Raw genomic sequence first — 22,682 nt, 5'->3', positions numbered from 1 at the left:
CACCTTGTCGGCGATCCTGCGACACGGAATGCTGAGCGCAAACTCGCCCGAGACTTCGATCAACTCGCGCGTCAGTGTCTGGCTATCGACGACGAGCAGGACTTTCGCCGGATCGAAGTCGAGCGGCATCGCCCAAGCGGCGGCCATTACGTTGCTGCGGCCATTGGCCGCGCTGCTCACCAGCGTCACCGGACCGTGGTTGAGCAGCAGATAGCTCTTGGCAAGCGGGACTTCCTCCATTGACGTCATGCGCGCCGCGCCCCGACGACGCCGTCGACCTCATGCAACTGCGTCAGCGTACGCTTGAGCTGGGTGACGTTGTTGACCTCGGCGGTGAAGCGCATGTGCGCCGTGCCCTGCTTCGATTGCGTGCTGACCGCGATGACGTTGAGCTTTTCCTTGGTCAGCACCTCGGAGACGTCGCGCAGCAGACCCTGACGATCGTTGGCTTCGACGACGATATCGACGGCGAAGACGCCGTCGGTTTCCCGGCCCCACGCCGTCTCGATGACGCGCTCGGGATGCATCGCTTCCATGTTGGCGAAGTTGGAGCAGTCGGCGCGGTGAATCGAGACGCCCTTGCCACGCGTGACGAAGCCGACGATCGGGTCGGGCGGCGCCGGCTTGCAGCAACCGGCCAACTGAGTCAGCAGTTTGTCGACGCCGACGATGAGAATGCCCTTCTCGGCTTCATCACTTGCCTTGCGTTTTGTCACCGGCGGTTCGACGACGATCTTGTCGTCCGGCACCACATCGGTTCCGCGCACCGCCGCCTGCAACTGACGCAAAGTCACGTCGGTGCGCGCGACGGCTATGAAGAGATCGTCGCTCTTGGCAAAGCCAAGTTTAGCGGCGAGTTCCTCGATTCTCATGCCGGTCTCGCCCATACGCTGCAGTTCGCGGCTGACGATGGCGCGCCCGTCGGCCACCGACTGTTCGAGCGCGAGGCTGGCGAACCACTGCCGGGCCTTGGCCCGCCCGCGATGCGTGAAGAGATAACCGAGCGAGGAATTGAGCCAGTCGCGCGAGGGGCCGCCCTGCTTGGCGACGATGATCTCGACGCGCTGCCCGGTTTCGAGCTGCGAGTTAAGCGTCACCAGTGCCCCGTCGACCTTGGCGCCGCGGCAGCGATGGCCGAGATCCGTATGCACGCGATAGGCGAAGTCGACCGGTGTCGCGCCACGCGGCAGGTCGACCACGCGGCCCTGCGGCGTCATCACGTAGATCGTCTCGTCGAGCGCGGCTTCCTTGTAGTGCTTGACCCAGTCGGACGAATCGGAGACTTCGTCCTTCCACGTCAGCAGCTGGCGCAACCAGGCGATCTTTTCATCGTAGCTGTCGCCCACGCCGCGTTTGCTGCCTTCCTTGTAGCGCCAGTGCGCGGCGACGCCGAGTTCGGCGTGCTTGTGCATCTCGCGCGTGCGGATCTGCACTTCGAGCGAGCGCCCGTCGGGGCAGCTCACGGCGGTGTGCAACGAGCGATAGTTGTTGCCCTTGGGGTTCGAGATGTAGTCGTCGAACTCCTTGGGGATCGGCGACCAGATGTTATGCACGATGCCGAGCACCGTGTAGCAGTCCTTCACGTCATTCAGGATGACGCGCAGGGCGCGGATGTCGTACACCTCGGAGAACTCGACGCCCTTCTTGCGCATCTTGTTCCAGATGCTGTAAATGTGCTTCGGGCGCCCGTAGATCTCGACATCGGTGATGCCAACGGCCGCCAGCTCGCGTTTGAGGCGGGCGACGGCGTCAGTGATGAACTGCTCGCGCTCGCCGCGCTTCTCGTCGAGCTGCCTGGCGATCTTCTTGTAGGTGTCGGGATGCAGGAAGCGGAACGAGAGGTCTTCCAGTTCCCACTTCAGCTCCCAGACGCCGAGACGGTTCGCCAAAGGCGAATAGAGCTCCAGCGTCTCGCGCGCGACCGGAACGCGCAGTTCGTTCGGCTCCATCGCGTAGTGGCGCAGCGTCTGCGTACGCGAGGCGAGGCGCAACAGAACGACGCGAATATCCTCGACCATCGCCAGCAGCATCTTGCGCAGGATTTCGATCTGCGCCTTCACTTCCGCCGGCTTCTGCTCGCCGCTCTCCGCCGAATGCGCAACGAAGCCCTTGGTGATCGGACGCAAACGATTGAGGCGGAAGATGCCGTTGACGAGTTCGGCCGCGCCTTCGCCGAAACGCTCCTTGACCTTGATCACGCCTTCGTCGTCGAAGCGCGGCACCGCGAAGAGCAGTGCCGCCAGCCGGCAATCGGCGTCGAGTTTCAAGCCAACGAGGATCAGCGCCATGCCCAGCGCGTGGTGCCAGACGCCTTCGCCGCTGCCGAGCGCGCTGTCGCCATAAACGGATTGCGCAAACTCCGCCGCCGCACGAATCGCTTCCGCCTCATCGGCGGAAAGCCCTTCGCTCAGGGTCTGGAGGGAGTGCTCGAGGTCGCTCTGCGCAGCGACGGAATGGACGACGGAAACCATGCGTGCATTATAAACCGGCACACCCCGGCGAATTCGAGGTCGTTAGTGACGGCCGGCAAGGACCGGAGACAGACGCATGAACGGCTTCGCTGACGCATCCTTCTATAATCCTTAAAACCTCAGTTCTTCACCGCAAAGGCGCAAAGGGCGCGAAGGTTCGCAAAGAAAATCAAAGCGCTACGCGAACGGCGCGTATCTTCCGTAGTCACCCATGGGGTGAATGATCAAGTACGACCCACCTGTTGTTTCCTTTGCGATCTTTGCGACTTCGCGCCTTTGCGGTGAAGTTTTTAGGATAATGCGCGCTTCCTTCATTTCCGCCGGTCCCGGACTTCCCGGCCCGGCCTTCAACCGACAACCGCGGGAAAGTCACGCTGACATGGTCATCGGCAAACTCATCGGCTGGTTGCGCGGCGCGAAAGACGCCTCGCCCTTGCCTGACGAGCTCTGGCAATCGACGCTGGCGTCGCTGCCTTTTCTCGAACGACTGAACGAAGAAGAGCGGCTGCGCCTGCGCGCACTGACCCGGGAGTTCCTCGCGCAAAAGGAGTTCACCAGCGCGGGCGGCCTTGAGCTGACCGACGCCATGTGCGTCTCGATCGCCGTGCAGGGCTGCCTGCCGGTGTTGAATCTCGGGCTCGAATGCTACCGCGACTGGGTCGGCATCGTTGTTTACCCCGACGAGTTCGTCATTCCGCGCAGCGTCGAGGACGAATTCGGTGTCGTGCACGAGTACGACGATATCGCCTCGGGCGAAGCCTGGGATGGCGGGCCGTTGCTGATTTCCTGGCAGGACGCGCAGATGGCCGGCGACGGCTACAACGTCGTGATCCACGAGTTCGCGCACAAGCTCGACATGCTGGGCGGCGCCGCCGACGGCATTCCGCCGCTGCCGCCGGGAATCGCGCGCAAGGAGTGGGAAGACACGCTGCTCGCCGCCTACGACGACTTCTGCGACCGCGTCGACGAGGCCGAAATCCGCTGGGAACGGGCCGGCGAGGATCTCTTCGCAGCACTCCCGTTCGATCCCTACGCCGCCGAAAACCCCGGCGAGTTCTTCGCCGTCATGAGCGAGTCCTTCTTCGAAGAGCCGGAAACTCTGCGCGAAGTCTATCCGGCGCTCTATGGCCAATTTTGCAGTTTCTACCGACAGGACCCGGTTGGGCCTTCGCTCAACGGCCAGACTTCACCCTCCTGACCGAAAGTCCTCTTGCTACTCGACCGGTCAATCGCACAATGGGGTTATTGCACCAGTTCGACTGCCGGAACTCAGCGCCAGGAAGTGCTCGATGTACAGAGGACGTTCAAGGAAACCCGATTGACAGAAAGGAGTGCCTTGTGGAAAGAAAACGTCCCGTGGTGGCCGTGATCGGAGCGGGTTTTGGTGGATTGGCAGTCGTCAGAGCGCTGGAGGCGGCGCCCGTCGATTTGGTGTTGATCGATCAACGCAATCACCATTTGTTCCAGCCGCTGCTCTATCAGGTGGCGACCGCATGGTTGTCGCCGGCCGACATTGCGGCGCCGATCCGCAGCGTGTTTTCCCGCCAGAAGAACCTGGCTGTCGTGCTCGGACGAGTTGTCGGAGTCGACGCCGAGGCGCGTACTGTCTGCGTGGACAACGGTGTGCGCGAGAGCACTGTTGCGTTCGATTATCTGATCCTGGCAACCGGTGCACGGCACGATTACTTTGGCAACGACGCGTGGGGCGCCTACGCTCCCGGACTGAAGACGATCGAAGATGCCGTCGCCATCCGCGAGCGCCTGCTCACCGCGTTCGAAATGGCCGAGATGGCGACCGACATAGCCGAGCGCGACGCAAACCTGACCATCGTCATCGTCGGCGGCGGTGCCACTGGCGTCGAGATGGCCGGATCCATTGCCGAACTGGCGCGTGCTGCGCTGGCCAAGGACTTCCGCTGCATCGATCCGCGCCAGGCGCGTGTCTATCTGATTGAAGCCGGGCCGCGCGTACTTCCAGCGTTTCCCGAAGAGCTTTCGGCCGCGGCCAAGTCATCGCTCGAACGGCTCGGTGTGACGGTGCGCATCAACACGCGCGTCACCGGCTGCGATGCGGGCAGCGTCACGGTAGACGGCGAACGCAGCGAACCAAACGAACGCATTGCGGCGGCGACCATCATCTGGGCCGCCGGGGTTCGGGCGTCGCCGGCCGCACGCTGGCTCGACGCAGACGCTGATCGCGCCGGGCGGTTGCGTGTCGAGCCGGACTTCAGTGTGCCCGGTCATCCGCACATCTTCGCCATCGGTGACACCGCGTCACTGACCGACGCCGGTGGCCACGCGGTACCCGGTGTCGCCCCTGCGGCCAAACAGGCGGGGCGCTACGTCGGTCAGCTCATTCTGGCGGCGGTGCGCGGCGCAGTAAAGCCGGCTCCATTCCGCTACCGCAATCCGGGCAATATGGCGACCATCGGCCGCCGAGCCGGCATCGCCGACTTCGGCTGGATTTCGCTACGGGGTCCGATCGCCTGGTGGCTCTGGGGCATCGTTCACATTTATTTCCTGATCGATTTCCGCAGCCGGCTGACCGTGTCCATCAACTGGCTGTGGTCATTCCTCACATACAAGCGCGGCGCGCGGTTGATCACCACCTATCGCAAAACGGACGCGTAAATCGCGCCGGTTTCAATTCCCCCCGCACTCAGCTCCCCATCCCCGGAAAGCTCTTCGCGCCCTTGATGCGCATCATGTGAATCTTGGCCAGCCCGCCCTCGGCGGTTTCGCGGTAGCTGGCCTTCATGTCGCAGCCGGTCTCCCACATGGTGCGCACGACTTCGTCGAAGGAGACGATGTGGCGGCCGTCCGAGAGCAGCGCGTAGGCGGCGCAGTCGACGGCGCGCACGGCGGCGATCGCATTGCGTTCGATGCACGGAATCTGCACGTAACCGCCGATCGGGTCGCAGGTGAGGCCAAGATGGTGTTCCAGCCCCATCTCCGCCGCGTACTCGATCTGGCTGACCGAGCCGCCGAGCAATTGGGCGGCGGCGCCGGCCGCCATCGCGCAGGCTGTCCCCACCTCGCCCTGGCAGCCGACCTCGGCGCCGGAAATCGACGCGTTGCGCTTGATCAGGTTGCCGATCAGCCCAGCTGTAGCCAGCGCGCGGTGGATTTTTTCGTCCGGGAGATTCGACTGCTGCTTCAGGAAGTAGAGCACGGCCGGCAGGACGCCGCACGCGCCGCAGGTCGGCGCCGTGACGATCTCGCCGCCGGCGGCGTTCTCCTCCGAAACCGCGAGCGCGTAGGCGAAAAGCAGCGCCGTCTGCCCGAAGTAGCCGGCCATGCTCTGCGCCCGCGCGTGGTAGGCGGATGCCTTGCGCGGCACGTTGAGGCTACCGGGCAGGCGCCCTTCGGCATTGAGACCGCGCTCGATGGCGCGCTGCATCGCCTTCCAGATGTCGGCAAGGAAGGGCCGGATTTCCGGGCCTTCGCATTGATCGACGATCTCCCAGAGCTGCTGGTTCTCGTCCTCGGTCTGGGCGAACACGTCGCACATGCAGGTGTGCGGATAGACTTCGCGGCCGCTGCCCGATTCCTCGCCCTCGTTGAGGATCGCACCGCCGCCCAGCGAATAGACGACGCGCGACGCGAGGACGGCGCCGGCCGCATCGAGCGCCTCGAACTGCAGCGCGTTCGGATGGCGCGGGAGCACCTGTTCCGGCAACCAGACGATGTCGACCGGGCACGCGGCGAACGGCTCGCTGACGGCGCGATCGGTCAGGTGGCCGCGCCCGGTTGCGGCGAGGCTGCCGTACAGCGTGACGCGAACGCGTGCGCAGGCTTCCGGCAAGTCAGCGGCGAACGCCTGCGCGGCGAAGCGCGGCCCCATCGTGTGGCTGCTCGATGGCCCCAGGCCAATGCGATAGAGTTCGGTCAGTGATTTCATTGTTGTCGGTTTCTTGAATTATTCGGCCGCACCCAGGCGCCAGAGCGAGGTCACTTCGGCCGCGCGCGCGGTATGCAAAGGATCGGAGGTATCAAGCGCCTTTGGGTGCGTCGGCCGCACGTCGATCCGCCCGACGACCTTGAGCCGGGCTTTGTCGAACAGTTCGAGCAGCATGGCGCGCGGGCGCAGGCCGAGGTGCTCGGCCAGGTCGGAAAGAATCAACCAGCCCTCGCCGCCCGCTTCCAGGTGTTCGGCAAGACCGCCGAGGAAACCGCGCAGCATGCGGCTGTCCGGGTCGTAGACGGCGTATTCGAGCGGCGAACTCGGCTTCGCCGGCACCCACGGCGGATTGCAGACGATGAGCGGCGCGCGACCGGGTGGAAAAAGGTCGGCCTCGATCACTTCAACCTGCGCCTTCATTCCCAGGCGCTCGACATTCTCGCGCGCACATGCGAGCGCACGACGGTCCTGATCGGTGGCGACGACGTGCCGGACGCCGCGCCGGGCGAGCACGGCCGACAGGACGCCGGTACCCGTCCCCACGTCGAACGCGAGGCTGTTCTCCGCCAGCGCCGCCGGCAGGGGCGCGCTGGCGACCATGGCCACGTACTCGCCGCGCACCGGCGAGAAAACGCCGTAATGCGGGTGGATGCGCCCGGCCAGTGCCGGGATCTCGACGCCCTTCTTGCGCCACTCGTGCGCACCGATGGCGCCGAGCAGCTCGCGCAGGGAAGCCACATAAGGCGCCGCCGCCTCGCCGTAGGCCTCGGCACAAGCCTGCCGGGCATCGGGCGCACGTCGCAGCGCGATCACATGGTCGGCGCCGAACGGGATCAGCAACATGCCGAGCGTGCGGGCGCGTTGCGCTTGCGCCATGCGGTGCCGGTTGAAGGCATCGTTCACGGACGGCGGGGACTTCGCCGGCGTACTCTTCTCCGGTTTGCGGTCAAGCCGCCGCGCCATCGCCTGCAGCAACTGCCGCGCATTCTGGAAGTCGCCACGCCACAGCAGCGCCGTGCCTTCGCAGGCGAGCCGATAGGCGGTGTCGGCATTCAAGGTGTCATCGGCGAGCTGCACGCGCTTCGGCACCGCGACGCCGGCCTCCGAGCGCCACGCAGCACTCCGCTCCTCGCCGTTCTCGACCCATCGCACGACGGGCGTTTCGCCGGATGCTGCCGTCCGTGCGCCCGCTGTCAGCTTCTGCTTCTGCTTCTCCACTATGTGCTCCTTGAGCCTGGAATGGCGGTCATCGTGTCTTTGCCGTTGTTCTTCGGGGCGCATCATACAGACCAACCATCGTCTCATCACCGGCGAGCGCCGGTTTCGGCCCGATTCGCTGCCGCAAGACAAGCATCACGGCGCATCGGTCCGGCGAACGGTCAATCGGCCGTAAAAAACTCCCGCGCGATGGCGATCTGCGCCTCGTCCATGAACATTGGCGCGTGACCTACGCCGGACACCTCGACAAGATCCGGGTGCGGCCCGCGCGCGGTCATCGCCTGCGCGACCTCCGTGCTCAGCAGATCGGAAAGCTCGCCGCGCACAACGCGCGTCGGACAACGAACGCGGTCGAACATCGGCCACAGGTCGACCACGCCACCAGCCGTGGCGCGATGGAAGGATTCCGCAATCGCCGGGTCGTAGATCATCTCCAGGCCGCCATCCGCCATCGGGCGCACGCTGCTCACGGTCAGCGCCCGCCACTGCGCGTCGTTCAATGCACCGAACGGCGCGCTGACCGCCCGGATGTAGCGCTCGGCATCGTCGAGGCCGGAAAACTTCGGCGCCCGCCCGATGTACTCGCCGATGCGCCGGATCGACTCGGCCGAAACGACCGGCCCGACGTCATTGAGCAGCAAACGACTGACCGGCGTACCGGGAAGACTGGCCAACACCATGCCGATCAGGCCGCCCATTGAGGTGCCGAGCCAATGCACGGCTTCGACGTCGAGGCGGGCGATCAGCACCATCATGTCGGCCACGTGCTGCGGAACGCCGTAACCGGACGGGTCGCGCAGCCAATCGCTACGCCCGCGCCCGACAATATCGGGGCAGACGATGCGATGGCTGCCGGCCATCGCACGCGAAAGGTCGTCAAAATCATGCCCGTTGCGCGACAGACCGTGGACGCAAACCAGTACCTGCGGATTGGCCGGATCACCCCATTCGGTATAGGCCATGCGATGCAAGCCCGACGGCGAGGCGCACTGGACGCTGCGCTCGCGCGGTTCATGCCGTGCATTTTGCGTATTCATCTCGCCTCCCTCTTCCGTCGTGACGACGCTGCGCCGCTTACCCAACAATAGCCGTCCTCACTGCGAATGCCAGTAACGCCGCCGCTCGCTACGCCACGCCGATACGTCGCTCGCATCCGCGATCGCGATGCGGATCGCGCCATCGCGATCGGTGCGCCAGTGACGGCTGCCAATATAGCGTTCCAGTACCTCCGGGCGCGGATGATTGAAGGCATTGCGATAACCTGCCGAAAAGACGACGTCGCGCGCACCGACCGCTTCGATGAACCCGGGCGACGACGATGCCCGCGCGCCGTGGTGCGGCACCAGCAGCACATCGGCGCGCACCTGCGACGCCGACCGTTCAATGATGGCCTTCTCGTCGCGCGCTTCTATGTCACCGGTCAGAAGAACGCTGCGATTCTCCGTGCTGACTTTCAGGACGCAGCTCATGCTGTTTGTCTTCTGCGCCGGTCGTTTCGTCTCTTCCACGTCGTAATCGGCCGCTTGCGGATGAAGAATGTCGAAACGCACGCCGTCCCAAGCCCAATGCTGTCCCGCCGAGCACGGTTCGCCGCCGAGTTCCGGCAGCGAAGAGAGCGTCCGTGCGATCGGCAGCGCGGCCTGTACCGCGGCAACGCCGCCCGAATGATCCTTGTCGCGATGGGAAATCACCATCGCGTCGAGCCGGCCGACGCCCGTCGCCCGCAGATATGGCACGACGACACGCTGGCCGGCATCGGATTGCGTGCTGTAGATGGGGCCGGCATCATAGAGCAAGGCGTGTTCTGCCGTGCGAACGAGAACCGCCGAGCCTTGCCCGACATCGAGCACCTCGACCCATGCTTCGCCGATGCCGGGGCGCGGTGCCACCCAAAACAAGGCCGGAAACAGCGGAATGACGCCGATCCAGCGCGACGGAAAGCCGCGCGGCATCAATAGCCAGACAACACCGACCAGCGCCATCAGCGAAGTCCATAAGGGCGGCGCCGGCTGTTGCCAGGCCGGATAGGCGGCCAGCCATTCGAGCGCTTTCATCAACTGTGCGAGCAACCAGTGATCGAATTGCAGCAACGGCGGCCAGGGCAGCACGGCAAAGATCAGTGAGAGCGGTGTGACGACAAGGCTGACAAAAGGAATCGCCACGGCATTGGCAAGCGGCGAAACCAGCGAGAACTGCTGGAAGAAGAAGAGCAAGAGCGGCACGCTACCGATCGTCACTGCCCATTGCGCTGCGCCCCATCGGGCGAGCACGGCACGCCATCCGCGCACCTCGCCGATGCGTGCGGCTCCGGCAAAGAGCAGCGTCGCCACTGCACCAAATGAAAGCCAGAAGCCGGTCGCCAGAACAGCCATCGGATCGAGAACCAGTACCGCAAACATGGCCCACAGCAGCGTCCGGCTCGCGCCGATGTTGCGTCCGCTCCACAGCGCCAGTACGACAACGCTCAGCATGTAGAGCGTGCGCTGGGCGGGAACCTCGAAGCCGGCGAGCAGCGCATAGCTAAACGCCGCCAGCCAGCCGGCGACAACCGCTGCCTTCTGCGCCGGGAGAAAGAGCATCAGCCGCCCACTGCGCCGCCAGAGGAAACCGAGCAGCGCGGCGGACAACGCGGCGATCATCGTCACGTGCAGTCCGGAAATCGACACGAGGTGCGTGACCCCGGTACGGTTGAAGACTTGCCACTGATCGCCGGGAATCGAACGCTGATCACCCACCGCCAGGGCAATCAAAACGCCGAGGTAAGGCGCATCCGGAAGCGCTGTCAGAAAACGGTCACGAATGACCGAACGCGCCCGCTGCACCGCGTAGCGCGGACTCGCCACAAAATCGTCGAGGCGTTGAACCCCCGCTCTCGCGCTGATCGTTCCGGTCGCCCTGACAGAGCGTTCGAGCAGCCAGACCTCGTAGTCGAAACCCTGCGGATTGGCGTTGCCATGCGGGCGCTTCAGCTTGACCGTGAAGCGCCAGCGCTCACCCGGCCGAATGGGGCGCACTTCGTCTTTTTTGCCGGTATCGTCGAGATCGTCCCAGGAGCGATACCACGACAGCATCACGTGCGACGGCACTGTCGCGCCGGCCGTATACACGTTTTCGACATCGAATTCGAAACGCTCGCCGCGCTCGAAACGCTGCGGCAGCGAAGTCACGACGCCGCTCAGTTCGACCGCCTGCCCCTCCCACGCCAGAGGCAGCCGGTCTGCCAGACGCCAACGCGCCATTGCGCCGGCCCACACGAACCCGAGCGCGAGACAGGACACCATGACGATGCCCCGCGCTGCCCACGCGGCGAGCCATCGTTTGCCACAACCGACAACGCAGAACAGAACCAGGCCGGCCAGGCCAGCGAGCGCCAGTTGCCACGCCTCAGGCAGTTCCGGCTGAAACTGGAGAACGAGGACACCGCAGGCAAACGAAAGGATGGGAAGGCGCATAGATCGGGATTCTCGCTCGCCACGCGCGATGCAGGAAGTCGGAAACAAAAAAAACCGGGAATTGGAATCTCCCGGTTTTCTCTCCGACCGCATGGACCGACAGTCGGCGTTATGTCCGCTCCAACTACGATGCCGTCTCGCTTAGCGCGAGAGTTCGTCGCTGGTCGCCTGATCCAGCACGCCGGTCACCGGGATCCGGCGCGATTGCTGGAACTTGCTCAATTGCGAGCGCGTCTTCGCACCCATGCGGCCATCCGGCGTACCGACTTCAAACCCCAACTCGTTCAAACGGGACTGCGCATCGCGCAAGGTCATTTTTTGCCCGGCGCTTTCCGAACCCTGGACAGCCAGATTGCCGCCTGTTCCGAGACCGCCCTTCACGTTTTGCGCCTTGTAGTTTTGCACGGCCTTGACGATTCCGCTATAGGAATCCAGGAAGGCCGCGACAATGACCTTGCCTTCAGCGGTATTGGAGTAACCGCCACCCACGCCGCCGAAGCCCGACCCCAGCAGACCACCCATCGCGCCGAAATCCCAGTTCTTTGCACTGCCTTCCGATGCCGCCAGCTGGACGCCTGACCGGTTATCCACCAGGGTCAGCAGGGTACTGGCTTCCTTTGCGCTCAGGCTGCCGCCGACGAGTGCGCCGACCGAACCGAACAACCCGCCAATCGCCGCACCGGCTCCGCCGGCATTATTGTTGGAGAAGGTGATCGACGGCGAGAGCGAGTAATCAGCAGAAACCATCTGGCCGCCGCCGAACTTCGAGTTGGAGCGCAATTCGCCCGACTTCGCGAGTTCCCGCTCCTGCATCATGTTGTCCATCGCGCGACCACGCTCGACCACGACGAAACAATTGGACTGCTGAATCAGCAGTTTCAGGACCGGGGTGGTCGATCCAAGGTGATACTGTCCGGTCAGGATTCCGTACCAAGGCGCCGAGGTATCTTCGACCACCGCGATGGTTCCGAGCGAAGCATCACAACGCGGCAGCTTCGAATTGGCGTTCTGGCTTTCAGCCCCACCGGCGGAACCTGTGGCAACCGTCTTTGCGTCGGCAGAGCCTGTCTGCATCGTCGCGCAGCCCGACAAACCGACCAACAAGCCAAGCGCAGCAGCGCCCACCAAACCCTTGTTTTTCATGGAACAACCCTTTCAGAACGGAAACTGGAAAAGAGACAGCGAGAAAGACAACACGATCGGCAGAAAATTCAGGACGACAGTCCGCTTCGCCGTGTCGGCGAGAGTATCTCGTGCCTTCTAGATTCAGGTCAATGTCAAATAGATCGCGCAGGCGTTACGCAGGCATGCGCCGGTGCCGCCCGCATCGGCTGCGTAAACGAACCGATGCCCGAACAGCGAGACTGTTCGGGCACCGAATTCTCGCCTCCATCGAGGCGAGAATTTTGCGTTCAACCGAAAGCGAACTACTGCGTCTGCTGAATCCCAGCCAGCAGCCAACCGCCCTTGCCTTCGCGCGGCTTGACGAGATGCCAGACTTCATCGATCGGTTCGGCGGCAGCGTCCCTCTCCTCGCGCACGAGTCCGGTGAAACGGACGCTGACCACGTAGCGTGTCGCTTCTTCGGCCACTTCGAGCACGTCGGCGTCGATCGTGACGACATCCGTTTCCTGCCCCGCACCATGACGTTCGGCGAAGCCCATCTTGATTTCGGCGAACATTTCGGGCGTTGTGAACTCGCGGATATCGTCGAGATTCCCCGCGTCGTTGGCGGCCTGCAGGCGGATAAAGTTAACCTTTGCGTTGCGCACGAATCCATCCACGTCGAAGTTGCTAGGGATGTTTCTCGCCGCCTGCGCGTTTGCACCGACGCCCGAACCCGGCATCGACACGACGTTGCCCTTCTCTGCCGACGGCGCGTAGTCGGTCTCTGAACCGCGGTACTGGAAACCGCCCGCCCCGGCCATTGCCGGCGACTGGCCGACGCTACGCTTGCGCATGAAGAAGCTGATCACGGCAACGATCGCCACGGCAAGCAGGCCGAGCATCAGAATCGACGCCAACTCACCGCCGAAGCCGAGATGCGAAGCGAGTGCGGCCAATCCAAGACCTGCTGCCAGACCGGCAACCGGTCCCATCCATGAGCGCTTGGGCGCTTGCGCCGCAGCGGTTGCCGGCACCGCCGTCGCGGCAGAGGCCGCTGACGGACTCTGCGTCGGGGCGGCAGTCGGTGCTTTGGTCGGCGCGGTCATCTGGCGTTGCATGCCGAACGACTTGCCTCCGCCCAGGCGCTTGGCCGCTTCCGCGTCGGAAATACCGAGAGACAATCCCAAGGTCAATATGACCGCGAGTAAAGATAGTGCTTTCATCAAATTCTCCTGAAGGAATGGACGACGACGCCGCGCAGCTTAGTCGCCGCCAATGAATAAGAAAAACAGAATTATCGGTACTTATTGCTCGATAAATACTGATCATTTTCCGCTCCTGTTCGCGCCCGCGTACTCAAGCGTTCGGCTTCGATCCCGCTTTGTCGCCAAAAATGTCGTGCTTTGCGAACTGGTAAATCGCGGCGATTATCGGATGGGTTAACTTGCGCTCGTTGGTGATCGCATAGACCTGTTCCCGCACCGTCTCGATGCGTCCGACGACCTGAACCTCGTAGTGCCGGATAACGTAATCATCGATCGCCGTCGGAGCAGCAAAAAATCCCACGCCCGCCTGACCAAAGGCCTTGAGCAAGGCGCTATCGTCAAACTCGCCGATGATGCGCGGACGCAGGCGCTCGGCTTCGAACCAGCGCAAAAGGCGCGCGTGCAGCGCCACTTCGGCCCCGGGCATCAGAAACGGGGCGCCATCGAGCAACTGCGGAAACGGTGTCGCAGTACTTTCGGCCAACGCTTTCGCAGCAAAGATACTGATTCCACTCTCGCCGAGGAAGTGATCGTAGCCGCGTACATTCAGGTGATCGGGCATCGCTCGGTCGGCGATCACCATGTCGAGCCGATGGACGGCCAGATCGGCCAGCAGCGTTGCCAATCTTCCTTCGCGGCAAATCAGCTTGATCGGCTCGTTGCGTTCCAATGACGGTTGTACCAGCCGATAGGCAACCATCTTCGGCACGGAGTCGGCAATACCGACGCGGAAGGGGACGCTTTGCTGCGGTGCATCGTCGCGCAATGATTCGACCAGTTCGTTGCCCAGCGTGAAGATTTGCTCGGCGTAGCCCAGCATGCGCTGGCCCGTTTCGGTCAGTTCGAGGCCACGCCCGACGCGCCGGAACAACTTGACGCCGAGCGAGCCCTCGAATTCGCTGAGCTGCCCGCTGATCGATTGTGGCGTGAGATGCAATTGCGCGCTGGCCCGCGCGATGCTTCCCGACTTGGCAACCATCCAGAAATAGCGCAAATGCTTGTAGTTGAGTGTCGCCAAATCTTTCTCCACCCGTTAACACTTCGAATATTTCGATGGCAAAATTAAAAACAATCGATTTGTAAGATACTTCAATCGCCCATACGATGACAACCGTTATCAACGTGAATGGAGATCTGCCTCATGCGAATCGACATCAAGACCAGTGGAATCGATCTGACCGACGGACTGCGCCAGCACACCGAGCGACGCCTTGAATTCGCGCTTGACCGTGCCCACCACGACATCAACAGCGTTACAGTGAGACTCTCCGACATCAACGGCCCGCGTGGCGGCTTCGACAAGCGCTGCCAGATTCAGATCGCGCTGCCTCATCATCGCGGCGTCGTGATCGAGGAAACCGACTCGGACCTTTATGTGGCGATCGATCGCGCGGTCAATCGCGCGGGCAACACGCTCGGTCGGCGGTTGTCGAGGCGGCGCAACCAGGCTGTCGGAAAGGCGCCGAAACCGCTCAGACATCTGTTCGCGACCGATGGCGAGTCCGTACCGAGCCAGTGATTGTCGATACCAACCGAGTTCATACAGGAGTGTTACTGCAATGAAACGTATCGTGCTCTTCCTCGCGACCAATATGGCCATCGTGCTGGTGTTGTCATTCACCATGCGCCTTTTGGGCGTTGAGCCCTATCTCAACGCCAACGGACTGAATCTCGGTTCCCTGCTGGTCTTTGCCGCGGTGATGGGTTTTGGCGGCTCGTTGATTTCGCTGGCCATATCAAAGTGGTCGGCCAAGACGGCCATGGGCGTTCATGTCATCGATACTCCCGCCAACTCGACCGAGTTCTGGCTCGTCGAGACGATCCGCAAGTACGCTTCGGAAGCGGGCATCAAGATGCCCGAGGTGGGAATCTACGAGTCGCCGGACGTCAACGCCTTCGCCACGGGCATGAGCAAGAACAGCTCGCTCATCGCGGTATCGACGGGGCTGTTGCAGCAGATGACACGCCAGGAAGCCGAGGCCGTGCTCGGCCATGAAGTCGCCCACGCGGCCAATGGCGACATGGTCACGATGGCGCTCATCCAGGGTGTCGTTAACACTTTCGTGATGTTCCTCTCGCGCGTGATCGGTCATCTGGTCGACAAGGTCGTGTTCAAGACCGAACGCGGCCATGGACCGGCCTTTTTCGTCACGATGATCATCGCTGAACTGGTGCTCGGCATCCTCGCCTCGATCATCGTCATGTGGTTCTCGCGCCGTCGCGAGTTCCGGGCCGACCAGGGCGGCGCGAGCCTCGCCGGGCGGCGCAACATGATTTCCGCGCTCGAAAAACTGAACGCGCTGCACCCGCAACCGCTGCCGGAGAAGATGGCGGCATTCGGCATCGCCGGCGGTGTCGGTGGTGGATTGAAGCGGCTGTTCATGACGCACCCGCCACTCGAAGAACGCATTGCCGCGCTCAAGGCAGCCGAGAAGTAACGGCCCACAAACAGTAACCAGGAAGCCCGAAATGACAGCTGAAGAACAACGTTCCATTCTCGCGATCACCCTGTTCGCCGCGTTTGCCGATGGCGCCAAGGACGACCGCGAGCGCGAGGAAGTGCGGCGCATCGCCGAATCGCTGGCGAGCGAGCCCGATTCAATCGATCTGGCGCGCTTGTATCAGGATGTATTGCTCAAGCGACTGAGCCTGGCGACCGCCACGGCAACGCTGACCGACGAAGGACAGCGTCAGTTCGCCTACGAAATGGCGGTGTGCGTCTGCGAGGCCGACGGCCGCGTGACGCCAGCCGAACGCGCCTTCCTCGACCGGCTGAAAGCGGCGCTCGCCCTCGACAGCGAGCGAACCGAAGCCATTGAGGGCGAACTCAATCCGCTGGTCGATCTGGCTGAATCGGCGGCGCCGGCAAGGGCCGCTGTCGATCGTGCGGAGCCATTGCTGGCTGGACAGCCGACGATTCCAGCCAGTGCCGAACTCGACAAGTCGATCCTCAACTACGCCCTGCTGAACGGCGCGCTCGAACTGCTGCCGCAATCCTGGGCGTCAATGGCGATCATTCCGTTGCAGATCAAGATGGTCTATGGCATCGGCAAGGCGCATGGCGTCGAGCTGGATCAGGGGCATATCAAGGAATTCATCGCCGCCGCCGGAGTGGGCCTCACCTCCCAGTATCTCGAGCAGTTCGGACGCAAGCTGCTCGGCGGGCTGCTCGGCAAGGCCGCGGGCAAGGCATTTGGTAAAATGGGCAGCGCTGCGACCGGTATGGCGTTTTCATTCGCGACCACGTATGCGCTCGGGCAGGTCGCCCGTCGCTATTATGCTGGCGGGCGGACGATGAGTTCGGCGCTCCTGCGCGAGACGTTCAACAGCCTGCTCGGCCCGGCCAAGCAGATGCAAACGCAGTACCTGCCGCAGATTCAGCAAAAAGCAAACACTCTGGACATGGGACAGGTCATGTCCATCATCAAAGGCACCTGAACCAGCTTATGACGACAACCCCCGACACCTTCGCCACCGCCCCGATGTGGGCCGGCTTCATCGCCTTCGTCATCGCCATGCTGGCGCTCGACCTTTTCGTCTTCGGCGGAAAGAAGGCGCACCGGGTTGCGGTCAAGGAGGCGCTAGCCTGGGTCATCGCCTGGGTCTGCCTCGCACTGGCTTTTGCAGGCTTGCTCTGGTGGTATCTGAACGACACGCAAGGGGCGGTCATCGCCCAACGCAAGACGCTGGAGTTTCTCGCCGGCTACCTGATCGAACAGTCGTTGTCGATCGACAACATGTTCGTCTTCGTCATGATCTTCGGTTATTTCGCGGTGCCGCCCGAATTGCAGCGCCGCGTCCTGCTCTACGGCGTGCTCGGCGCGATCGTGATGCGCGCCGGGATGATTCTGGCCGGTGTCTGGCTGGTTTCGCAGTTCGCGTGGATTCTCTACATCTTCGGCGCGTTTCTGGTTATCACCGGGATCAAGATGCTCGTCTTCGCCGACAGCGAGCCGGACCTTGAACAAAATCCCCTGCTGCGCTGGCTGCGCGGTCATCTGCGCATCACCGACGGTTTCAAGGGCGAACGCTTTTTCGTGCGCCAGAACGGCGTGTTGTGGGCGACGCCGATGTTCCTCGTCTTGCTGCTCATCGAGGCGAGCGACGTGATCTTCGCGGTCGACAGCATCCCGGCGATCTTCGCCGTCACCACCGACCCGTTCATCGTCTTCACCTCGAACATCTTCGCCATCATGGGCTTGCGCGCCCTGTACTTCCTGTTGGCGGACATGGCGGACCGCTTCCATCTGCTCAAGTACGGACTGGCGATCGTTCTCGTGTTCATCGGCGGCAAGATGCTCGCCGTACCGTGGTTCCACATCCCGATTCAGTGGTCGCTGTCGATCGTTGGCTGCATCATCTTGGTGTCGGTGATCTTGAGCCTGGCGCTTTCGAAGAAAGATGATCTTTCAGGAGAATCCTCATGAACACGACGCAAATGCCGTCACCGAGCCGCATCGACCGCGACCCGGACGGCCGGCTGATCGGACTGACCGTGGACGGCGGCGCAAACACGCCGCCCGGCGGCATGCATTGGCTGGTCGCCATCGACGGTTCCGACCACTCGCTGCGCGCCGTCGCCGAAGCTGCGCGCCTGGCGGGACAAATCAAGGGTTGCGCGCTTCACCTCGTCAATGTGCAGCACTGGCTGAGCCGGGAAGCCGCCGAGTCCGAACTCGGAAATCGCGGCTGGAAAGCAACGGAAAAAGCACGCGCCTTGCTAAGTGCCTCGGCACTGCCCTGGCAATTACACGTGGTGATGGGCGACGCCGCCGACGCCATCGTGGCACTTTCCGCCCACCTCGGCTGTCAAACGATCGTGATTGGCAGCCGTGGGCTGGGCGCGACGGAGAATCTGCTGGTCGGCTCGGTGGCTTACAAGGTGATTCACCTGAGCCCGGTATCCGTACTCGTCGTTCGCTAGAAGTTTCCACCCTGCCTGTTTATAGTTTCGCAACAACCAAGGAGATAGACATGACCAACCCGAGAATCCAGACCGTTCCGATGCCGAACGCCAGAACCGGATCCGTTCTGGCCAGCAACAAGCTGATCCGCAACACCTACATGCTGCTGTCGATGACGCTGCTCTTCTCGGCGCTCACGGCCGGCTTGTCGCTCGCCATGCGCTTGCCGCATCCGGGCATGATCATCACGCTGGTCGGCTACTTCGGCCTGCTGTTCCTGACCACCAAGCTGCGCAACAGCGGCTGGGGCATTGCCTCCGTGTTCGCGCTGACCGGCTTCATGGGCTACACGCTCGGTCCGATCATCGGCTACTACCTGCGCCTGCCAAACGGCGGACAAACGGTGATGATGGCGATGGCCGGCACGGCGGTGATCTTCCTCACGCTCTCCGGCTATGCGTTGACCACGCGCAAAAACTTCAGCTTCATGAGCGGATTCCTGATGGTCGGCATTCTGGTCGCCTTCCTGGCGGGCCTGGCTGCGATCTTCTTCCAGATTCCGGCGCTCTCGCTCACCGTCTCCGCCGCCTTCGTGCTGCTGATGTCGGGTTTCATCCTCTTCGAGACGAGCAACATGATCCACGGTGGGGAGACCAACTACGTGATGGCCACGGTCAACCTGTACGTAACGATCTTCAACCTCTTCACCAGCCTCTTGCACCTGCTTGGGTTTGCCAACAGCAGTGACTGACCGATCTTCGGTTAGCGACTGATCCGCATCTAAAAATCGGGGGAAGGCAGCGACTGCCTTCCCCCGATTGCTTTTTCCGCGCCGCCCTGCGTACTGTCGAAACGTCAGAGAAACCGCCCGTCCTGCAATGTCAGGATCCGGTCTGCACGCGCAGCCAGGCCCGGATCGTGGGTGACGATCACGAAGCTCGTCTGCCGCGAACGGTTGAGCGCCAGCATCAGCTCGAAGACGCCTTCGGCCGTCTGCCGGTCGAGGTTGCCGGTCGGCTCGTCAGCCAACACGCAGGCGGGTTCGGTGACCAGTGCACGGGCGATCGCCGCACGTTGACGTTCTCCGCCGGAGAGTTCCGACGGCGTGTGATCGAACCGGTGCGACAGGCCGACTTCGGCGAGCATCGCCGCCGCGCGTTGGTTCGCCTCGTCTTTCGGCATGCGCCGAATATGCAACGGCATGGCGACGTTCTCCTGCGCGGTGAATTCCGGCAACAGATGATGGAACTGGTAGACGAAGCCGAGATGCCGATTGCGCATGAAGCCGCGTTCGGCATCGCTGATTCCTGCCAGATCATGCCCCATCAGCTGGATTGTCCCAGCGGTCACCGAGTCGAGTCCGCCGAGCAGGTGCAGCAGCGTACTCTTGCCGGAGCCGGAAGCACCGACCACCGCTACGCGCTCGCCGGCCATGATTTCCATATCGACGCCCATCAGCACCGGCACTTCGAACGCGGCACGCGATCCCTGGCGATAGATCTTTTGCAGGCCCTGGCAGGCCAGCACAATGTTCTTGTTTTCACTCATAGCGCAGTGCCTCCGCCGGATTGATGCGCGAGGCGCGCCAGCTTGGATAAAGCGTCGCCACCAGAGAAAGCACGAAGGAGACGAGCGTGATCGTGATCACGTCGCCCCACTGCAACTCGGACGGCAAGGCGGAGATGTAATAGACCTCCTTCGACATCAGTTCGGTCCCCAGCACGCGCTCGATGAACGGCACGACGACATCGACGTTGAGCGCCAGCGCCACGCCGCCGGCGACGCCGAGCGCCAGGCCGATGAAGCCGATCAGCGCCCCTTGCACCATGAAGACGCTCATGATGCTGCCGGGACTCGCCCCCAGCGTGCGCAGGATGGCGATGTCGGCCTGCTTGTCGGTGACCGCCATGACCAGCGTAGAGACAATGTTGAAGGCAGCGACGGCGACGATCAGCGAGAGGATGATGAACATCATGTTCTTCTCGATCTGCACGGCGCGGAAGAAGTTGGCGTGGCTGCGCGTCCAGTCGCTGATGTAGGCCGGCGTATCGAGCGTATTGGCGAGTTCCTCGGTGATCGCGCGCGCCTTGAACAGATCTTCCAGCTTCAAGCGCACGCCGGAGACGCGATCTTCCATGCGATACAGGCGCTGCGCATCCTCCATGCGGATCAACGCCAGCCCGCTGTCGTACTCGAACATGCCGACTTCGAAGAGGCCGCTGACGGTGAAGGTCTTCAGGCGCGGCACCACGCCGGCCGGCGTCACCACGCCCTGCGGCGCGATCAGCGTCACCTTGTCGCCGATATTGACGTCGAGCGCACGCGCCAGCTCGCGGCCAAGGACGATGTTGAACGCATCCGGTTCGAGCGATTCGAGCTTGCCGCCCTTCATGTGCGAGCGGAAGTCGGCGACCTTGTCCTCCATGTCGGGCAGGATGCCGCGCACCATCGCGCCACGCACGGCCTGGCCGAACGAGAGCATGCCCTGCTCCTGAATATAGGGCGCCGCAGCGATCACACCGGGATGCTTCGCCGCCTGCTCGGCGACGCGCGGCCACTCGCTCATTTCGCCCGACGCGCCACTGATCTGGACGTGCGAGACGACGGCGAGGATGCGCCCGCGCAATTCGGTCTGGAAGCCGTTCATCACCGACAGCACGACGATCAGCGCCGCGACGCCGAGCGCGATGCCGAGCATGGAGATCATCGAGATGAAGGAAATGAAGTGGTTGCGCCGTTTGGCCCGCGTGTAACGCAGGCCGATGAGGAGTTCGTAGGGTAGTGCCATCGGCGGCGGAGACTCGTTTGGTTGGAGGACGGCCAGAGGCGGCCGGAAAAGTCGCTATGGTACACTTCTTCGCGTTCAATCTCGCCTACCCGGCGGCGTCCACACCCCGGTTTTTCAGCCTGTTTCAGCCCACTCCCGCGAGCCGAAAGCGCATGCAACTCACCCTCGTCGTCCCCGAACTCATCTGGCCGGAACCCGAAGATCGCGATGCGCTCGCCGACCTCGCCTGCCCCGCGCTCGAAACGCTGCTCATGCGCGGTCGACAGACGAGCCAGCCGCCGCAGTCGCTGGAGGCGACGCTCGCCGATCGGTTCGGTCACCCGGAAGGCGCACCGTATGGCGCTTTCCGCCTGCTCGGCGAAACGGAGTCGTCGCTCGAAATCGAGGAAAAATCGTGGCTCATCGCCGACCCGGTGCATCTGCGCTTCCACCAGGAGCGTCTGATCCTCGCCGATGGCACCAGCCTCTCCATCAGCCCCGAGGAAGCGCAAGCCTTGGCCGACGGTCTCAACGCGCACTTTGCCGACCTCGGCCGCTTCCACGTCAGCGCCGCCGACCGCTGGTATCTGCACCTGGCCGACGAGACGGGCAATGGGCCGTTGCACCGCTACGTCGCACCGCCGCTCTCGACCGTCGCCGGGCGCAGCGTCGAACACCTGCTGCCCGAACTGCTGCATGAGCGAGCGATCCGCACGCTGATGAACGAAATCCAGACGGTATTGCACGCGCATCCGGTCAATCGCCGGCGCGAGGACGAAGGCCGCTTGCCGGTCAACAGCCTGTGGTTGTGGGGGAGCGGCCGGTTGCCGGAGCGCTGCGAAACCGATTTCGACGGCGTCTGGAGCACGAACACGCTGGCGCGTGGGCTGGCCCGCGCCGCCGGCGTGCGCACGCACCCGGTGCCGACCGATGCCGAGCGCTTCTTCGAGCACGCAGCGCCGGATACCGAACATCTGATCGTTCTCGAAGATCTCATCGGCCCGGTGCAGTTCGAAAATAGCGCCGCCTACCGCGACGCGATCGAATCGCTTGAAGTCCGCTGGTTCGCTCCGCTGCGCAAGGCGCTGCTCAAGGGGCAGCTGAAGTCACTGCATATCGAAGCGACGACCGTCTACGCCATCCTGAACTGGGATTGCCAACGCACCGAACAGTGGATGTTCTGGAAAAAGCCGCGCCGGCTCGCCGATCTGGCGCTGGCGCTCGCCCAAGCCTCAGATTGACCAACTCATGACCCATATCAAACCCCGCCCCGTCCCGCCGCGCATCCAGTGGCAGCTCGAACAGCAGGGCGTGCATCCGCTGCTCGCCCGCATCTACGCCGCACGCGGCATTCAGACGAAGAGCGAGCTCGACTACGAACTCAAGTCGCTGATTCCGCCGGTGCAGCTCACGCACGCGGGTGACGCCGCCGTGCTGCTCGCCGACGCCATCGAAGCGCAAGCCAGGATTCTGATCGTCGCCGACTACGACTGCGACGGCGCCACCGCCTGTGCGGTCGGCGTGCGCGCCCTGCGTGCCTTTGTCGGCGACACCGGCAGCGAAATCGAGTATCTGGTGCCTAACCGCTTCACCTACG

General features: G+C 63.2%; 20 protein-coding genes and 1 pseudogene. 10 read left to right on the top strand and 11 right to left on the bottom strand.

The genetic code is table 11. The annotated features are described in order from the left end of the window. A partial coding sequence (locus KBA32_RS10875) for a flavin reductase (protein WP_294358777.1) occupies positions 1-249 on the bottom strand: 249 nt, incomplete at its 3' end. Further along, a complete protein-coding gene (locus KBA32_RS10870) occupies positions 246-2,471 on the bottom strand; it encodes a bifunctional (p)ppGpp synthetase/guanosine-3',5'-bis(diphosphate) 3'-pyrophosphohydrolase (RefSeq protein WP_294358775.1) in 2,226 nt (741 codons plus the stop codon). The genes KBA32_RS10870 and KBA32_RS10875, both read right to left, overlap by 4 nt. A 379-nt stretch (positions 2,472-2,850) precedes the next feature. On the opposite strand from KBA32_RS10870, the gene KBA32_RS10865 reads away from it, so the two are divergent. Beyond that, a complete protein-coding gene (locus KBA32_RS10865; protein WP_294358771.1) occupies positions 2,851-3,669 on the top strand; it encodes a zinc-dependent peptidase in 819 nt (272 codons plus the stop codon). Positions 3,670-3,809: 140 nt separating this feature from the next. Further along, positions 3,810-5,102 (top strand): NAD(P)/FAD-dependent oxidoreductase, encoded by a 1,293-nt coding sequence (locus tag KBA32_RS10860; protein ID WP_294358768.1) that lies wholly within the window; start codon positions 3,810-3,812, stop codon positions 5,100-5,102. A gap of 28 nt (positions 5,103-5,130) precedes the next feature. Here KBA32_RS10860 and KBA32_RS10855 read toward each other — a convergent pair whose 3' ends face one another. The 7 genes from KBA32_RS10855 to nhaR all read right to left on the bottom strand — a co-directional run bounded on the left by KBA32_RS10855 (position 5,131) and on the right by nhaR (position 14,432). Then, positions 5,131-6,372, bottom strand: coding sequence for an L-serine ammonia-lyase (locus KBA32_RS10855; RefSeq protein ID WP_294358766.1), 1,242 nt, complete (start codon positions 6,370-6,372; stop codon positions 5,131-5,133). Between the two features lie 18 nt (positions 6,373-6,390). Beyond that, positions 6,391-7,524, bottom strand: a complete 1,134-nt coding sequence (locus KBA32_RS10850) for a class I SAM-dependent methyltransferase (RefSeq protein ID WP_294358780.1) — start codon at positions 7,522-7,524, stop codon at positions 6,391-6,393. A 227-nt stretch (positions 7,525-7,751) separates the two neighbouring features. After that, positions 7,752-8,627 (bottom strand): alpha/beta fold hydrolase, encoded by an 876-nt coding sequence (locus KBA32_RS10845; RefSeq protein WP_294358764.1) that lies wholly within the window; start codon positions 8,625-8,627, stop codon positions 7,752-7,754. Positions 8,628-8,684: 57 nt separating this feature from the next. Continuing rightward, the gene (locus tag KBA32_RS10840) at positions 8,685-11,042 is read right to left on the bottom strand and encodes a DNA internalization-related competence protein ComEC/Rec2 (protein WP_294358762.1); all 2,358 of its coding nucleotides are present in this window, start codon (positions 11,040-11,042) and stop codon (positions 8,685-8,687) included. Positions 11,043-11,183: 141 nt separating this feature from the next. After that, positions 11,184-12,185 (bottom strand): peptidoglycan-binding protein, encoded by a 1,002-nt coding sequence (locus KBA32_RS10835; RefSeq protein WP_294358759.1) that lies wholly within the window; start codon positions 12,183-12,185, stop codon positions 11,184-11,186. 284 nt (positions 12,186-12,469) lie between these two features. Next, entirely contained in the window at positions 12,470-13,372 is a 903-nt protein-coding gene (locus KBA32_RS10830; protein ID WP_294358756.1) for a Tim44 domain-containing protein, read from the bottom strand. A 133-nt stretch (positions 13,373-13,505) separates the two neighbouring features. Next, the gene (gene nhaR, locus KBA32_RS10825) at positions 13,506-14,432 is read right to left on the bottom strand and encodes a transcriptional activator NhaR (protein WP_294358754.1); all 927 of its coding nucleotides are present in this window, start codon (positions 14,430-14,432) and stop codon (positions 13,506-13,508) included. A gap of 123 nt (positions 14,433-14,555) precedes the next feature. Between nhaR and KBA32_RS10820 the strand changes: the two genes are divergently transcribed. Genes KBA32_RS10820 through KBA32_RS10795 form a run of 6 tightly spaced genes read left to right on the top strand, consistent with a single transcriptional unit; the run spans position 14,556 to position 19,069 of the window. Then, positions 14,556-14,933 (top strand): HPF/RaiA family ribosome-associated protein, encoded by a 378-nt coding sequence (locus KBA32_RS10820; RefSeq protein ID WP_294358751.1) that lies wholly within the window; start codon positions 14,556-14,558, stop codon positions 14,931-14,933. A 40-nt stretch (positions 14,934-14,973) separates the two neighbouring features. After that, positions 14,974-15,852, top strand: a complete 879-nt coding sequence (htpX, locus tag KBA32_RS10815; RefSeq protein ID WP_294358748.1) for a protease HtpX — start codon at positions 14,974-14,976, stop codon at positions 15,850-15,852. Beyond that, positions 15,824-16,852, top strand: a complete 1,029-nt coding sequence (locus tag KBA32_RS10810) for a DUF533 domain-containing protein (RefSeq protein WP_294358743.1) — start codon at positions 15,824-15,826, stop codon at positions 16,850-16,852. Before htpX ends, KBA32_RS10810 begins: the two co-directional genes overlap by 29 nt. An 8-nt stretch (positions 16,853-16,860) precedes the next feature. Next, on the top strand, positions 16,861-17,841 hold the full coding sequence (locus KBA32_RS10805) for a TerC family protein (protein ID WP_294358739.1): 981 nt from the start codon (positions 16,861-16,863) through the stop codon (positions 17,839-17,841). Beyond that, the gene (locus KBA32_RS10800; RefSeq protein WP_294358735.1) at positions 17,838-18,338 is read left to right on the top strand and encodes a universal stress protein; all 501 of its coding nucleotides are present in this window, start codon (positions 17,838-17,840) and stop codon (positions 18,336-18,338) included. Before KBA32_RS10805 ends, KBA32_RS10800 begins: the two co-directional genes overlap by 4 nt. Positions 18,339-18,388: 50 nt before the next feature. Further along, positions 18,389-19,069: a Bax inhibitor-1/YccA family protein gene (locus KBA32_RS10795; RefSeq protein WP_294358732.1), complete on the top strand. Its 681-nt coding sequence runs from the start codon at positions 18,389-18,391 to the stop codon at positions 19,067-19,069. Between the two features lie 104 nt (positions 19,070-19,173). Here KBA32_RS10795 and lolD read toward each other — a convergent pair whose 3' ends face one another. After that, positions 19,174-19,866, bottom strand: coding sequence for a lipoprotein-releasing ABC transporter ATP-binding protein LolD (gene lolD / locus KBA32_RS10790; protein WP_294358730.1), 693 nt, complete (start codon positions 19,864-19,866; stop codon positions 19,174-19,176). Next, positions 19,859-21,106: a lipoprotein-releasing ABC transporter permease subunit gene (locus KBA32_RS10785; protein WP_294358727.1), complete on the bottom strand. Its 1,248-nt coding sequence runs from the start codon at positions 21,104-21,106 to the stop codon at positions 19,859-19,861. Before KBA32_RS10785 ends, lolD begins: the two co-directional genes overlap by 8 nt. A gap of 152 nt (positions 21,107-21,258) precedes the next feature. Between KBA32_RS10785 and KBA32_RS10780 the strand changes: the two genes are divergently transcribed. Both KBA32_RS10780 and KBA32_RS10775 read left to right on the top strand, forming a co-directional pair. Continuing rightward, complete coding sequence (locus KBA32_RS10780; protein ID WP_294358724.1) at positions 21,259-22,326, top strand: hypothetical protein; 1,068 nt, start codon at positions 21,259-21,261, stop codon at positions 22,324-22,326. Positions 22,327-22,333: 7 nt separating this feature from the next. Further along, positions 22,334-22,682, top strand: a pseudogene (locus KBA32_RS10775) (single-stranded-DNA-specific exonuclease RecJ); the annotation flags it as partial.

Origin of the sequence: Propionivibrio sp., assembly GCF_017995515.1 — a bacterium.
Classification (GTDB): Bacteria; Pseudomonadota; Gammaproteobacteria; order Burkholderiales; family Rhodocyclaceae; genus Propionivibrio.
The sequence above is the reverse complement of the archived record's forward strand: the minus strand, read 5'-3'. Positions and strand labels throughout refer to the sequence as shown.

Excerpts from the sequence above, each read along its gene's own strand:
- KBA32_RS10830 (WP_294358756.1), bottom strand. The coding sequence starts at position 13,372 with ATGAAAGCACTATCTTTACTCGCGGTCATATTGACCTTGGGATTGTCT.
- KBA32_RS10780 (WP_294358724.1), top strand. The coding sequence starts at position 21,259 with ATGCAACTCACCCTCGTCGTCCCCGAACTCATCTGGCCGGAACCCGAA.
- KBA32_RS10840 (WP_294358762.1), bottom strand. The coding sequence starts at position 11,042 with ATGCGCCTTCCCATCCTTTCGTTTGCCTGCGGTGTCCTCGTTCTCCAG.
- KBA32_RS10855 (WP_294358766.1), bottom strand. The coding sequence starts at position 6,372 with ATGAAATCACTGACCGAACTCTATCGCATTGGCCTGGGGCCATCGAGC.
- lolD (WP_294358730.1), bottom strand. The coding sequence starts at position 19,866 with ATGAGTGAAAACAAGAACATTGTGCTGGCCTGCCAGGGCCTGCAAAAG.
- KBA32_RS10785 (WP_294358727.1), bottom strand. The coding sequence starts at position 21,106 with ATGGCACTACCCTACGAACTCCTCATCGGCCTGCGTTACACGCGGGCC.
- KBA32_RS10865 (WP_294358771.1), top strand. The coding sequence starts at position 2,851 with ATGGTCATCGGCAAACTCATCGGCTGGTTGCGCGGCGCGAAAGACGCC.
- KBA32_RS10845 (WP_294358764.1), bottom strand. The coding sequence starts at position 8,627 with ATGAATACGCAAAATGCACGGCATGAACCGCGCGAGCGCAGCGTCCAG.
- KBA32_RS10805 (WP_294358739.1), top strand. The coding sequence starts at position 16,861 with ATGACGACAACCCCCGACACCTTCGCCACCGCCCCGATGTGGGCCGGC.
- KBA32_RS10835 (WP_294358759.1), bottom strand. The coding sequence starts at position 12,185 with ATGAAAAACAAGGGTTTGGTGGGCGCTGCTGCGCTTGGCTTGTTGGTC.
- KBA32_RS10800 (WP_294358735.1), top strand. The coding sequence starts at position 17,838 with ATGAACACGACGCAAATGCCGTCACCGAGCCGCATCGACCGCGACCCG.
- KBA32_RS10870 (WP_294358775.1), bottom strand. The coding sequence starts at position 2,471 with ATGGTTTCCGTCGTCCATTCCGTCGCTGCGCAGAGCGACCTCGAGCAC.
- htpX (WP_294358748.1), top strand. The coding sequence starts at position 14,974 with ATGAAACGTATCGTGCTCTTCCTCGCGACCAATATGGCCATCGTGCTG.
- KBA32_RS10795 (WP_294358732.1), top strand. The coding sequence starts at position 18,389 with ATGACCAACCCGAGAATCCAGACCGTTCCGATGCCGAACGCCAGAACC.
- KBA32_RS10820 (WP_294358751.1), top strand. The coding sequence starts at position 14,556 with ATGCGAATCGACATCAAGACCAGTGGAATCGATCTGACCGACGGACTG.